We start from the raw sequence: 12,910 nt of genomic DNA on the forward strand, positions 1-12,910 counted from the left end.
GTGCAAGTAGTTTGATTTAGACATGGCTCATTTAGCCAAGCGTTTGGAAGCAATATATGCATATTCATATCTTAGGAATTTGTGGCACCTTCATGGGTGGTGCTGCGGTATTAGCTCGTCAATTAGGTCACAAGGTTACTGGTAGTGACGCGAATGTTTACCCTCCAATGAGCACCTTGTTGGAGTCTCAGGGGATTGAGATTATTGAAGGGTTCGACCCGAGCCAATTAGAACCAAGACCTGACTTGGTGGTCATTGGCAATGCGATGAGCCGTGGTAACCCGTGCGTTGAGTATGTATTGGATAACAACCTTAGATACACATCAGGACCGCAGTGGTTGCAAGAGTTCTTATTGCATGACCGTTGGGTTTTGGCGGTATCGGGAACGCATGGCAAGACAACAACATCGAGCATGTTGGCATGGATTCTTGAAGATTGCGGTTACGCGCCGGGCTTCCTTGTCGGTGGTGTGTTGGGTAATTTTGGTATCTCTGCTCGCCTTGGTGAAAGCATGTTCTTCGTGGTTGAAGCCGACGAATACGACAGTGCTTTCTTTGATAAACGATCTAAGTTTGTTCATTACCACCCAAGAACGTTAGTGATGAACAACCTCGAATTCGATCATGCAGATATCTTTGATGATCTTGAAGCGATCAAGCGACAGTTCCATCATTTGGTCCGCACAGTGCCAAGCAATGGCCGTATTTTCTCACCGAAGCAAGATACCGCGATCCAAGATGTGTTATCTCGTGGCTGCTGGAGTGAAACTGAGTCGAGTGGTGAACTCGGGGATTGGGATGCCAAGAAATTAGTTAAAGATGGCTCTCAATTTGAGGTGTACTTCCAAGGTGAATGTGTTGGAACCGTAGACTGGGATTTGGTTGGCGATCATAACGTCAACAATGCTTTGATGGCGATTGCGGCGGCAAGACATGTTGGTGTGACACCTGACTTAGGGTGCGAATCACTGGCGACGTTCATTAATACCAAGCGTCGCTTAGAGTTTAAAGGCGAAGTGGCCGGTGTTTCTGTCTATGACGATTTTGCACATCACCCAACTGCGATTGAACTTACGCTGGGCGGCTTACGTAATAAGGTCGATACAAAGAAAATCATTGCCGTTTTAGAGCCTCGTTCTGCCACCATGAAGCGCGGTGTGCACAAAGAAACCTTGGCTGATTCGCTCAAGCAGGCGGATTCTACCTACTTATTCCAACCGGATAACATTGATTGGTCTGTACAAGACGTTGCCGATGCGTGCCATCAACCCGCGCACGTAAGTGATGACATGGATGCATTCGTTGCTAGAATTGTTTCAGAGGCACAAGCGGGCGACCAAATCTTGGTAATGAGTAACGGTGGCTTTGGTGGTATTCATCAAAAACTATTGGATGCATTGGCACTCAAAGGCTAACTGATCCAAGACCTTATAATTTGAAGTAATTGAGAACATGACAAAACACGATAAAGCTATAACCCTCGCTTTCACTGGCGCATCTGGTGCGCCTTACGGACTGCGTTTACTTGAATGCTTATTAGCGGCAGATTATCAGGTCTATTTACTGATATCGTCGGCAGCGCGAGTGGTGTTGGCGACAGAGCATGAACTTAAGTTACCTGCTGGGCCAGATGCTGCGAAACAAGCTTTAGTTAAGCATTTAGGTTGTGACCCAGAAAAGCTGGTGGTGTGTGGCAAAGATGATTGGTTCTCACCGGTTGCCTCTGGTTCAGCAGCACCGAAGCAGATGGTGGTGTGTCCATGTTCTGCAGGAAGTTTGGCATCCATTGCCCATGGCTTATCAGATAACCTGATCGAGCGAGCAGCGGATGTGGTTATGAAAGAGCGAGGTCAGCTGTTGTTGGTGGTTCGTGAGACGCCATTTTCTACGTTGCACTTAGAGAACATGCATAAGCTATCGACCATGGGCGTCACTATCATGCCTGCGGCTCCGGGTTTTTATCACCAACCTAAGTCGATCGAAGACTTGGTCGATTTTATGGTGGCGCGCATTCTGGATCATCTTGGTATCGAGCAAGGTTTAGTGCCACGTTGGGGTTACGATCAACGTAATTGATCCAAACTTGATAGCTTATTGTTAAAATTCGAATTACAATTCTGAACACTCATCGGGGAGCGAACCATTCAAATAATGAATGCGAGCTGAGATCAAGCAAGTGCTTGGGACCCGTAAACCTGAACCAGATAATGCTGGCGTAGGAATTGAGTTAGGAACAACTTCTACCGTTCTCCTCCCTCAAACCTGTGCCGCTCAGACCATGGAGAGCGTCCAGTGAAATTCACATTAACAACTCTTGCTGTTACTACAGCCATCTCTTTTTCTGCCGTTGCTGCAGACAATACTCTAACTGTATATACCTATGATTCTTTTGCTGCGGATTGGGGCCCTCGTCCTGCTGTTGAAAAAGCATTCGAAGAAAAGTGTGGCTGTGATGTGAATTTTGTCGCGCTAGAAGATGGCGTGTCTATTCTTAACCGCTTGCGTCTTGAAGGTGGTAACAGCAAAGCTGATATCGTGTTAGGCCTAGATAACAATCTAATGGCTGAAGCGAAAGCGACGGGCTTATTGGCTGAGCATAGTGTTGATACGTCATCAGTGACACTTCCTAACGGCTGGAACGACAGCACTTTTGTTCCTTATGATTTTGGTTACTTTGCGTTTATCTATAACAAAGAGAAATTAGCAAACCCGCCTAAGAGTTTGAAAGAATTGGTTGAGCAGCGTGACGACCTCAAGGTTATCTACCAAGACCCACGTACTTCAACGCCAGGTCAAGGCATGATGCTATGGATGAAGTCTGTTTACGGTGATGAAGCGACAGACGCGTGGAAGAAGCTCGCTCAGAAAACGGTTACTGTGACTAAAGGTTGGTCTGAAGCTTACTCTATGTTCCTAGAAGGCGAGTCGGACTTAGTCCTGTCTTACACGACTTCTCCTGCTTACCACATCATTGCAGAAAGTGATTCTAAGTACGCAGCAGCAAGCTTTGAAGAAGGTCATTACACTCAAGTCGAAGTGGCAGCTAAGGTCAAAGGCAGCAAGAACGAAAAGCTGGCTGATGAATTTATGGCATTTATCCTGAGTGACGAGTTCCAATCAGCGATGCCAACGGGTAACTGGATGTACCCCGTGACTGACATCGAACTACCAAAAGGGTTCGAGCAGTTAACGGTACCGCAGAAAGCTCTGAGCTTTACGCCTGAAGAAATCGCCGCTAAGCGCAAGCCTTGGATTCGCGAATGGCAGAGTGCACTTACTTTTTAACTTACTATTTAAGAAAATGAGCTTTCTAACGTACTTTAAAAAACTAGCTTTCTGTATTTAAAGGTTCATTCATTATGTTTGGAGTGAACCATTTACGGTAAAAAATCAATTTATGATAAAGAAAACACCTAAGGTCGGGATCTGGGTTGCGATACTCATTACCGCCTTCGTGGTTTCAGCAGTTGGGGCATTGCTTAGCAATGCCCCTTCTCTTGATATCAGCCAAGTATGGTCCGATCCTTACTATTGGCATGTAACGAAATTCAGTTTTTATCAAGCGACACTCTCAACTTTACTGAGTGTTGGCTTTGCTATACCCATTGCTCACGCTCTGTGTCGCAGGCAATTTTTTGGGCGAGCTCTGTTGTTAAGACTGTTCGCGTCGACTTTGGTTCTGCCCGTGTTGGTCGGTGTGTTTGGCTTGCTCGCGATTTATGGCAACAGTGGCTGGTTAGCTAAATTTTTGGCTAACTTCGACATTGAATTGCCATTCTCGATTTATGGTTTGAATGGCATTTTGCTCGCACATGTCTTCTTTAACTTGCCTTATGCTAGCCGTCTACTTTTACAAGCTTTGGATACCGTGCCAGCCGAGCAGCATAAGTTGTGTGCCCATTTGGGTATGAGTCATTGGAATAAATTTAAATGGGTCGAATGGCCGCGTTTAAGACAACAACTGCCACATGTTTGTGGTTTGGTCTTCATGCTGTGCTTCACCAGCTTTGCAACCGTAATGGCTCTTGGTGGTGGCCCGAAATCGACCACTATCGAGCTAGCCATCTATCAAGCGATTAAATTCGACTTTGACCTACAGGCGGGTGCGTTACTCGCAATATGGCAAATGCTGTTGTGTGGCGTATTAGCGGTGAGTATTCAGCGCTTGTCTAAGCCTATCTCCGTGACAGCCAGCCAGCTGTCGGAAGAGAAATATTTGGTTAAGGACAGCTGGTGGTCAAAAGCTTGGGATAGCTTTTGGATCATCGTAGTCTCAATGCTGGTATTGCCGCCTTTAGGCATGGTTATCTTTAGTGGCATTAACTCTCAAGCTTTGACAGTACTCAGCAGTGAACCGTTTTGGGCGGCGTTAATGACTTCGGTTCGTGTCGCTTCCTTGGCCAGCGTTATCGCCGTTTTTATTGGTATTGCGATACTGCTGACCAGCCGAGCGTGGCGCTTGCAGAACAAGAATTTTCGAGCCGATAAAATCGAGTTGATTGGCACTATTATTTTAGTGACACCGGGGCTAGTGATCAGTACTGGTCTTTTCTTATTGTTGCGTTCATTTACCGATGTGTTCAGCTTGGCTTTCTTTATTGTGATCGCCGTGAACAGCTTGATGGCGCTGCCTTACGTGATTAAAACCTTGGCTCAACCTATGCTGCATCTGTCTCAGCAATATCAGTATGTGTGTGCGAGTTTAGGGATGACTGGCTTCACCCGATTCAGACTAGTGGAATGGCGAGCATTACGTAAACCTATGGCTCACGCATTCTCAATCAGTTTTATGCTAGCGATGGGCGACTTAAGTGCGATTGCCTTATTTGGTAGCCAAGACTTTAGAACTCTGCCTTTGTATCTATTCCAATTGTTAGGCAGCTATCAAATGGAAGCCGCAGCTGTTGTTTCGGTCAGTCTGCTGCTGTTGAGTGTGGGCAGTTTTAGTCTGATTGAATTTTTATTTACTCGAACCTCAAATCTCAATGCTAAAAAGTTAAGGAACCGATGATGTTAGTGATGAAAGATGTGGACTACCACTATCACCAAGAGTTGTTTCGTTTTGATTTTCAAGCAGCGCAGGGCGACATTGTTGCATTGATGGGGCCGAGTGGTGCGGGTAAATCAACACTGTTGGCACTGGTCGCTGGTTTTATTGAGCCTACCTCAGGTGAGATCTCGGTGTCAGGGCTGTCTCTTATCGGTAAAGAGGCGCATCAACGCCCATTGGCTATGTTATTTCAAGAACATAATCTGTTTGCCCATCTTACCGTGCGTGAAAATATTGGTTTAGGGCTGCATCCAGGGTTAAAGCTTACCGCAACCCAAAAGCTCGAAGTTGAGCAAGCCGCCGCACAAGTTGGGGTTGCGGAGTATTTGGATAGGTTGCCTGAGCATTTATCGGGTGGGCAACGTCAGCGTGTTGCGCTAGCTCGATGTTTTGTACAGCCACATGCTATCTGGCTGCTTGATGAGCCCTTTTCAGCACTTGATCCTTTGCTTCGTGAAGAGATGCTGAGCTTAGTGAAGCGATTAGCAGCAGAGCGAAACATTACTGTTTTGATGGTGACACACCACTTAGGTGATGCGCGCAGTATCGCGAACAAGTTTGTATTTGTGGCACTGGGTAAGGTTTTAGTCGAAGACTCGATAGATGCGCTAACTGTCGATCACCCACAAGGCGAATTGAGTTCCTTTGTTCGAGCAGGAGAATAACGACTGAGTCCTGATATTGAATACTTCTTGATATTGAGAGCGTCGAATACAAAAAGACCTAGCATGTGCTAGGTCTTTTATTATCTTTCTGAGTAAAGGGAGGCAAAAATTAGTCGCCTAGCTTTAGTTCTTTTAAGATTTGAAAGATTTCACGAGAAGACTTAGCAGGTTTATTTGCCGCTTTCTCTTTGTTAGCTTGACGAGCTAGCTGACGAAGACGTTGACGGTCTGCTTCAGGGTACATATCCATCACGTCTGAAATGGCAGCATCGCCTTCAGCAACAACGCGGTCACGCAGTTGCTCTAGTTTGTGCAGTTCAACTGTTGCTTGAGAGTGTTTGTTGCGAATCTTATCTAAAGCCGCTTGAATCGGCTCTGGATCTACATTGCGCATTACTTTACCAATGTATTGAAGCTGACGGCGCTTTGCTTCATTTTTAAAGCGCTGTGCATCTTTAATCGCTAAAGCCAGATCTTCAGACAAAGGAAACTTATCAAGAATAGAAGGCTTTAGTTCAACAAGCTCTTCTCCCAGCTTTTGCAGGGCGTCCATGTCCGTTTTCATTTCAGTCTTACTTACCCAGATGATTTCTTCTTCTGGTTCCCATGGGGCTTTTTGGTTTTTGCGAGCCATCTTTTCTGCCTATGTCACTATCTCAAACGAATATATTGCCTATTTTAGCAAGAATCTTGGGGAGAAAGCGAAATTCTTGTTATCCTACGTAATATTGACCTAAAAAATTAGAATAGATATGGATGTAAAACAGCAAGTCGCCCAGCAAAGAGTTGAGCTAGAAGCCGCAGTAGCTAAAGCGTTGGATATGGCATCAGTGAGTGCAGACGCAGCTGAGGTCGCTATTACTAAGTCAACGGGTTTAAGTGTTTCAACACGTATGTGTGAAGTGGAAAACGTTGAATTTAATAGTGATGGTGCTCTAGGCATTACTGTTTATCGCGGCCAGAAGAAAGGCAGCGCATCTACATCTGATCTGAGCGAGAAGGCGATTGCTCAAACCGTCGCAGCCGCGCTTGATATTGCTCAATACACTTCTGAAGACTCGTTTGCAGGTCCAGCACCTAAAGAATATATGGTGAAAGAAATTCCTGATTTGGATCTTTTTCACCCAGATGAGCCGAATCCAGACTATGCCGCTGAGATTGCGATTGCTGCTGAAAGACAAGCACTCGCGTACAGCGACAAGATCAAACAAAGTGATGGTGCAAGCTACGACAGCCATTATGGCGTTAAGGTTTATGGTAATAGCCATGGTCTGCTAGCCAGTTTCGCATCAAGCCGTCATAGCACAAGCTGCTGTGTGATCGGTGAAGGTGCCAATGGCGAAATGGAGCGTGACTACAGCTACACCGTTGCACGTCACCGTGATGAGCTTTGGACGCCTGAGCGTGTTGGTCAAGAAGCCGCAGAAAAGACCGTAAGCCGTTTGGATGCGAAGAAGCTTCCAACAGGTCAATACCCAATCATGTTCGCTAACGACGTCGCTACAGGTCTAATTGGCCACCTTGTGATGGCAATTAGTGGTGGTAACCTTTACCGTAAGTCTTCGTTCTTACTGGATCACCTAGGTCAGGAAATCCTGCCAGATTGGTTCAATATCTCTGAGCGTCCACATATCTTACGTGGTTTGGCTTCAAGCCCGTTCGACAGCGAAGGTGTTTACACTCAAGATCGTGAAATTATCACGGATGGTGTGTTAGCAACTTACCTTCTTACTAGCTATGCAGCACGTAAGATGGAAATGACACCGACAGGCCATGCTGGTGGTATCCATAACTGGTTCGTTAAATCTACCGGTCAAAACTTTGAGCAAATGCTAAAAGAATTAGGCACAGGTTTCCTTGTGACTGAAGTGATGGGTCAAGGTGTGAATACCGTAACTGGTGATTACTCTCGTGGCGCAGCAGGTTTCTGGGTTGAGAATGGAGAGATCCAATACCCGGTATCGGAAGTGACGATCGCGGGCAATCTAAAAGACATGTTCACTCAGATTGTAGCGGTAGGTAACGACGTTGAAACGCGTTCGCAAATTCAAACCGGTTCTATCTTACTTGAGTCGATGAAAGTCGCGGGTGAGTGATTTGTTTAATTTGCTTTAGTTTTAATCTGAAGCTCAAGCCTGAAGCTTAAATTTGACGCATTAAAAAAGGGAGCCTTGAGCTCCCTTTTTGTATTCAGTGTCTTAACTTTAAATAGGCTATCTGTTTATTCACACTAGATAAGCATGGTTTAGATGAGTATGGTCGCTAAGCCTAAGAACACCGATAGGCCAATTACATCGGTCACCGTGGTGAGAGCCATACCGCCAGCAAGGGCTGGGTCGATATTCATCTTCTTCAGCATCACTGGAATGGTTACACCTGCAATACCTGCGACAATCAAGTTCGTCATCATCGCTGCTGAGATAATGCCTCCCAAGATCCAATTGCCTTTCCAAGCTACGACTATACCGCCAATGATAACGGCCCATAAAATGCCGTTAAGGAAGCCGATAGAGGCTTCTTTGAGTAGTAGTTCGCGTTTGTTACTGTCACCGATGTGACCAAGTGCTAAACCACGAATGACCAGAGCGACGGTTTGGTTACCAGCGACACCGCCCATGGACGGTACGATGGTCATCAAAACAGCGATTGCTGCCATCTCATTCAGTGTCGCTTCAAACATGTTAGACACAGACGCTGCGGCGAGTGCTGCTAAAACATTTGCGCCTAACCACACACTACGGCGGCGAGCGGATTTGACGACTGGAGCGAAGGTATCTTCGTCATCGTCCATACCCGCCATACTCATCATCGAGTGTTCGGCATCTTCACGAATGACATCAACCACGTCATCGATCGTGATACGACCGACAAGGTGTTGGTTACTATCGACAACGGGAGCTGAAACCCAGTTACGACGTTCGAAGAGGCTGGCGATATCAGAGGCACTGGTTTCAACCGCGATAGCTTCGTCGGCATCTTCCATCACTTCGGAAACCGCAACATCGGGTTGCGTCGTAATTAGCGTGCTGAGCGAGAGGTTACCAATGAGGCGTTCATCATCGTCGATAACATACAATGCATCGGTAGCGTCAGGTAATTCACCACGCATACGCAAATAACGCAGGACAACCTCAACATCGACATCACCACGGATCGTGATTACGTCGGTGTTCATTAACGCACCCGCTGAATCTTCAGGGTACGATAGTGCCGTTTCAACTAACGCACGATCAACGGAGTCCATTTGAGAAAGGACTTCGCGGGAAACATCGTCGGGTAGGCTTCGAAGTACGTACGCGACGTCATCGGTTTCCATACCTTCGGTTGCTTCTGCCAAGGTTTCTGGTGCCATTTTTGACACAAGAGCATCTTTGACGTCTTCGTTTAGCTCATCAAGAATTTCACCGTAGTCTTCAGGATCGGTGAGTTGCCAGAGTACATCACGACTTTTGCGAGGGGAGGCTTCTAAAAGGTGTGCAATATCTTCAGGTTCCATGTCCTGAAGTAGTCGGCGTACGTGAACAAATCGGCCGTTTTCTAGGGCTTCGCTGACTTCTTGGAGGGTTTGGTGAGCTTGGTCGAATTCTAATTGCTCTGCCATATTTTCCTCCTATCTCATTATTCTAACAATGCTTGGAATAGTAACTTAATTCTGGGGCTTATTTAAATCATTAACTTAGGTAGAACTAAGATTTAATCGTGTCCGGAAGTTGCTCCGGACCATTGGGTATTTGGCGTCGTGATCTTGAGCTACTCGCCCTCATCAAACTTGTCTTCAATTAAATGGCAGACAGCATCCAAGGCTTGTTGCGAATCAGTCCCCGCGGCTTGAATGGTGATATGTTGCCCTTGTGCTGATTCCAGCATGAGCAGCCCCATAACACTGTCGGCTGTCGCGACTTTGTCTTCTTCACTATGGATAGTGATCGTGGCATCAAAGCTTTGTGCGAGTTCAACTAACTTTACCGCCGCTCTAGCATGAAGACCCAAACGGTTTTGGATCAGTACAGTTCGAGTTAATTCCATGGTTAAACCTGCTGTTGTTTCTCTAGGGAGGCGTGTCTAATTTGAACTTGGTGTCCAAGTTGGTCGAAGTACTCACCAATTTTCTGCGTTAAATACACTGAGCGATGTTTGCCACCGGTACAACCAATCGCGACCGTTAGGTAACTGCGATTGTTCTTCTCTAACATCGGTAACCATTGCTCAACAAAGCCTTGGATCTGCTGTTTGAGTTCAAGCACTTCAGAGTGTTTTTCCAGAAAAGAGTGAATAGGCGCATCAAGCCCAGTTAATGGTCGAAGAGCTGGTTCCCAGTGAGGGTTCGGTAAGAAACGAACATCAAACACATAGTCTGCGTCACTGGGTAGACCATATTTAAAACCGAAAGATTGAAAGACAATGATTAACTCTTGCTTCTCTTTTCCTTCAACTTTAAATCGAACCTTTTCACTTAACTCGTAAAGATTGCAGTCACTGCTATCAATGACGATGCAAGCTTGCTCTGCGAGAGGTGTCAGAAGGGTTTTCTCTAAGTCGATAGCTTGTTCAAGTGATAGCTTGTCTTGGCCAATCGAAAGAGGATGTATTCGGCGCGTTTCGCTGTAGCGTTTCAGTAGCGTCTGCTTGCTTGCATCTAGGAACAACACATTGACGTCGATGTCGGTTGCAGATTCTAGCTGTTCTAGCGTATCTGTTACCAATTTCGGTTCTTTCGGCAGGTTACGGATATCAATGCTGACGGCAACGTTCTGATTGATTTCGCGTACTGATTCGACAAAGTCGCTGAGTAGATTTACTGGTAGGTTATCAACACAGTAATACCCCAAGTCTTCAAGGACTCGTAGCGCAACACTTTTACCGGCCCCAGATTGGCCACTAACAACGATTAATCGCATGCTATTGCTCGCAAGTTGGCACTTGAATCATGATGTCGTAAAGCTCTTGATCACTCTGAGCATTACGCAACTGTTTAAGGGTCTGCTTATCGTTAAGTCGTTCTGCCATACAAGAAAGGGTTTTTAGATGTTCTTTACATTGTTCACTAGGAACAAGCAGAGCAAATAATAGGTCGACAGGACGGTTATCAATCGCATCAAATTCGATGGGTTCTTGGCATTGCAGTAATACAGCAATTGCTTTATCACTGACATTCATACGAGCATGCGGAATAGCGATGCCATTACCGATACCAGTACTGCCCATCTTTTCACGGCTCAACATGCACTCAAACAGTTCTGTTGAATCTTGACCGCAGCTTTCAGCGGCGATTTGACTGATGAGCTCAAGGGCTCTTTTTTTGCTTGTGCATTGGACTGCACTTTTGGTGCAGTCCAATGAAAGTACTTCGCTTAATTGCATGTTAGTGACTACTTAGCTTTTCTTTGTGTTTGTTGAGTTGGCGGACGAGTTTATCAACCAATGAATCAATCGCAGCATACATACTTTCATCTGTTGCTGCTGCATGAATTTCGCCTTGATTTATATGAAGGGTCGCTTCTGCAATTTGATTGATTTTCTCAACTTTTAAAACAACTTGAATACTATTGATATGGTCAAAAAAGCGTTCAAGTTTGTCGAATTTGGTGTGAACATAGTCTTGCATTGAATCGGTAAGATCAACGTGATGGCCTTGAATATTGATTTGCATAGACTTTCCTTTTCAGTTTGTTGCCTGATATATAACTTAATTAGATAGTTAACTAAATAAGCTATAGCAGACGTTTACGCTGACTCGATGGGGCAATGCCCAGAGACTCACGGTATTTCGCTATCGTACGTCTAGCTACCTGAATTCCTTGGTCAGCCAGTAAAGCAGCAATCTTACTATCACTGAGAGGTTTTGCGGTATTTTCAGCCGCGACAAGCTTCTTAATGAGTGCGCGAATTGCTGTCGATGAACATTCACCGCCATTGTCAGTACTGACATGGCTAGAGAAAAAGTATTTGAGTTCAAATATGCCACGAGGGGTGTGCATGAATTTCTGAGTCGTTACACGAGAAATTGTCGATTCGTGCATGTCGACGGCTAAAGCCACATCATTAAGTACCATCGGTTTCATGGCTTCTGCGCCATGTTCGAAGAAACCGCGTTGATGTTCAACAATACATCGTGCAACTTTGAGTAGCGTCTCATTTCGGCTTTCTAGGCTCTTAATTAACCATTTCGCTTCTTGCAAATTTGAGCGGATGTATTGGTTATCGGCACTATTACCTTTGCTACCTAAGTCAGCGTACTGCTGATTTACTTTTAGTTTAGGTACGCTGTCGGGGTTAATGGTCACTAACCATTTGCCCAGGTCTTTGAATACCGATACATCGGGAACGACATACTCAGTTTCGTCTGGGGTTATCTTACTGCCAGGACGAGGGTCCAGTTGTTGAATGAGCTGCAAAACTTCACGTAGTTCTGCTTCTTTCAACTTGGTCTCTTTGATGACCAGTTTGTAATCACGATTACCGAGTTGATCGATATGGCTAGTAAGTACTAACTTAGCTTCGTTGAGCCAAGGTGTGTCTTGAGGGAAGGTGGCCAGTTGTAGTAACAAGCAATCTTGAAGGTTCACAGAACCCACACCAAGCGGATCAAACTGTTGGATTCTTTTACGTACGGCTTCTACTTCATCAAGCTCGATCTCTTCGTTGTCGAAGTTTTCAAGGATGTCTTCGCACGTTACGGTGAGGTAACCATAGTCATCAATGGCATCAATCAGTGCAAATGCTATGGTTCTGTCAGTTTCAGAGAACGGTGTGAGGTCGAGTTGCCAAAGTAGGTAGTCGTGCAGGCTTTGAGTTGTTTCACCTTGGTAGACGGGCATATCGTCGTCAATGGCAATACCAGTATTTCCGGTATTCGCGCTATAAACGTCTTCCCAAGTGGTATCGATTTCTAGTTCGTTGCCAATCTCTGACTTTTCGATTAATTCGGAGCTATCAGGTAAGTCCGGCTCTGCGGTTTCAACTGTTTCTTTCTCGTCACTGCTAGGTTTCTCTTCTGATGTAGGCGTTTCTTCATTGCCTTCTTCGACATCGAGTAGTGGGTTGGATTCTAGTGCTTCTTGAATCTCTTGTTGCAAATCTAATGTAGACAATTGCAACAAACGGATCGCTTGCTGCAATTGAGGAGTCATTGCTAACTGTTGGCCTAGCTTAAGTTGTAATGAGGGTTTCATTCAGTGGTACTTACCTAGTTATT

13 protein-coding genes and 1 riboswitch are annotated in these 12,910 nt (G+C 45.5%); of the genes, 6 read left to right on the forward strand and 7 right to left on the reverse strand.

Annotated elements, in window-relative coordinates:
- Nucleotides 1–56 precede the first annotated feature (56 nt).
- The 5 genes from mpl to thiQ all read left to right on the forward strand — a co-directional run bounded on the left by mpl (nt 57) and on the right by thiQ (nt 5,715).
- Entirely contained in the window at nt 57–1,415 is a 1,359-nt protein-coding gene (mpl, locus tag BCT49_RS21840) for a UDP-N-acetylmuramate:L-alanyl-gamma-D-glutamyl-meso-diaminopimelate ligase (RefSeq protein ID WP_102438137.1), read from the forward strand.
- A 37-nt stretch (nt 1,416–1,452) separates the two neighbouring features.
- Nucleotides 1,453–2,076, forward strand: coding sequence for a flavin prenyltransferase UbiX (locus BCT49_RS21845; RefSeq protein ID WP_016787846.1), 624 nt, complete (start codon nt 1,453–1,455; stop codon nt 2,074–2,076).
- 43 nt (nt 2,077–2,119) lie between these two features.
- Nucleotides 2,120–2,239: riboswitch (TPP riboswitch) on the forward strand.
- A gap of 53 nt (nt 2,240–2,292) precedes the next feature.
- On the forward strand, nt 2,293–3,285 hold the full coding sequence (gene thiB / locus BCT49_RS21850; protein ID WP_102438139.1) for a thiamine ABC transporter substrate binding subunit: 993 nt from the start codon (nt 2,293–2,295) through the stop codon (nt 3,283–3,285).
- Nucleotides 3,286–3,397: 112 nt separating this feature from the next.
- Nucleotides 3,398–5,011, forward strand: a complete 1,614-nt coding sequence (gene thiP, locus BCT49_RS21855; protein WP_198595891.1) for a thiamine/thiamine pyrophosphate ABC transporter permease ThiP — start codon at nt 3,398–3,400, stop codon at nt 5,009–5,011.
- Nucleotides 5,011–5,715 carry a thiamine ABC transporter ATP-binding protein gene (thiQ, locus tag BCT49_RS21860; protein WP_102438141.1) on the forward strand — a complete coding sequence of 235 codons (705 nt, stop codon included), beginning with the start codon at nt 5,011–5,013 and terminating at the stop codon, nt 5,713–5,715. The genes thiP and thiQ overlap by 1 nt, the downstream gene beginning before the upstream one ends.
- 109 nt (nt 5,716–5,824) lie before the next feature.
- Here thiQ and yjgA read toward each other — a convergent pair whose 3' ends face one another.
- Nucleotides 5,825–6,349, reverse strand: a complete 525-nt coding sequence (gene yjgA, locus BCT49_RS21865) for a ribosome biogenesis factor YjgA (RefSeq protein WP_017107760.1) — start codon at nt 6,347–6,349, stop codon at nt 5,825–5,827.
- A gap of 118 nt (nt 6,350–6,467) precedes the next feature.
- On the opposite strand from yjgA, the gene pmbA reads away from it, so the two are divergent.
- Nucleotides 6,468–7,811, forward strand: a complete 1,344-nt coding sequence (gene pmbA, locus BCT49_RS21870; RefSeq protein ID WP_102438143.1) for a metalloprotease PmbA — start codon at nt 6,468–6,470, stop codon at nt 7,809–7,811.
- 149 nt (nt 7,812–7,960) lie between these two features.
- Here the strand turns inward: pmbA and mgtE are convergent, their stop codons facing one another.
- The 6 genes from mgtE to BCT49_RS21900 all read right to left on the reverse strand — a co-directional run bounded on the left by mgtE (nt 7,961) and on the right by BCT49_RS21900 (nt 12,887).
- Nucleotides 7,961–9,316, reverse strand: coding sequence for a magnesium transporter (gene mgtE / locus BCT49_RS21875; protein WP_102438145.1), 1,356 nt, complete (start codon nt 9,314–9,316; stop codon nt 7,961–7,963).
- A 149-nt stretch (nt 9,317–9,465) separates the two neighbouring features.
- The gene (locus tag BCT49_RS21880; RefSeq protein ID WP_017110571.1) at nt 9,466–9,741 is read right to left on the reverse strand and encodes an HPr family phosphocarrier protein; all 276 of its coding nucleotides are present in this window, start codon (nt 9,739–9,741) and stop codon (nt 9,466–9,468) included.
- Between the two features lie 2 nt (nt 9,742–9,743).
- Nucleotides 9,744–10,613: an RNase adapter RapZ gene (rapZ, locus tag BCT49_RS21885; protein ID WP_017110570.1), complete on the reverse strand. Its 870-nt coding sequence runs from the start codon at nt 10,611–10,613 to the stop codon at nt 9,744–9,746.
- A gap of 1 nt (nt 10,614) precedes the next feature.
- Nucleotides 10,615–11,076 carry a PTS IIA-like nitrogen regulatory protein PtsN gene (gene ptsN / locus BCT49_RS21890; RefSeq protein WP_017107765.1) on the reverse strand — a complete coding sequence of 154 codons (462 nt, stop codon included), beginning with the start codon at nt 11,074–11,076 and terminating at the stop codon, nt 10,615–10,617.
- A gap of 1 nt (nt 11,077) precedes the next feature.
- Entirely contained in the window at nt 11,078–11,365 is a 288-nt protein-coding gene (hpf, locus tag BCT49_RS21895) for a ribosome hibernation promoting factor (protein ID WP_017107766.1), read from the reverse strand.
- A gap of 61 nt (nt 11,366–11,426) precedes the next feature.
- Nucleotides 11,427–12,887, reverse strand: coding sequence for an RNA polymerase factor sigma-54 (locus BCT49_RS21900; RefSeq protein WP_102438148.1), 1,461 nt, complete (start codon nt 12,885–12,887; stop codon nt 11,427–11,429).
- Between the last annotated feature and the right edge of the window lie 23 nt (nt 12,888–12,910).

Source organism: Vibrio lentus, assembly GCF_002875945.1.
GTDB lineage: Bacteria > Pseudomonadota > Gammaproteobacteria > Enterobacterales > Vibrionaceae > Vibrio > Vibrio apostichopi.

Coding starts and splice junctions, on each gene's coding strand:
- thiP (WP_198595891.1), top strand. CDS start 3,398: ATGATAAAGAAAACACCTAAGGTCGGGATCTGGGTTGCGATACTCATT.
- hpf (WP_017107766.1), bottom strand. CDS start 11,365: ATGCAAATCAATATTCAAGGCCATCACGTTGATCTTACCGATTCAATG.
- rapZ (WP_017110570.1), bottom strand. CDS start 10,613: ATGCGATTAATCGTTGTTAGTGGCCAATCTGGGGCCGGTAAAAGTGTT.
- yjgA (WP_017107760.1), bottom strand. CDS start 6,349: ATGGCTCGCAAAAACCAAAAAGCCCCATGGGAACCAGAAGAAGAAATC.
- mpl (WP_102438137.1), top strand. CDS start 57: ATGCATATTCATATCTTAGGAATTTGTGGCACCTTCATGGGTGGTGCT.
- pmbA (WP_102438143.1), top strand. CDS start 6,468: ATGGATGTAAAACAGCAAGTCGCCCAGCAAAGAGTTGAGCTAGAAGCC.
- thiQ (WP_102438141.1), top strand. CDS start 5,011: ATGTTAGTGATGAAAGATGTGGACTACCACTATCACCAAGAGTTGTTT.
- BCT49_RS21880 (WP_017110571.1), bottom strand. CDS start 9,741: ATGGAATTAACTCGAACTGTACTGATCCAAAACCGTTTGGGTCTTCAT.
- BCT49_RS21845 (WP_016787846.1), top strand. CDS start 1,453: ATGACAAAACACGATAAAGCTATAACCCTCGCTTTCACTGGCGCATCT.
- mgtE (WP_102438145.1), bottom strand. CDS start 9,316: ATGGCAGAGCAATTAGAATTCGACCAAGCTCACCAAACCCTCCAAGAA.
- BCT49_RS21900 (WP_102438148.1), bottom strand. CDS start 12,887: ATGAAACCCTCATTACAACTTAAGCTAGGCCAACAGTTAGCAATGACT.
- ptsN (WP_017107765.1), bottom strand. CDS start 11,076: ATGCAATTAAGCGAAGTACTTTCATTGGACTGCACCAAAAGTGCAGTC.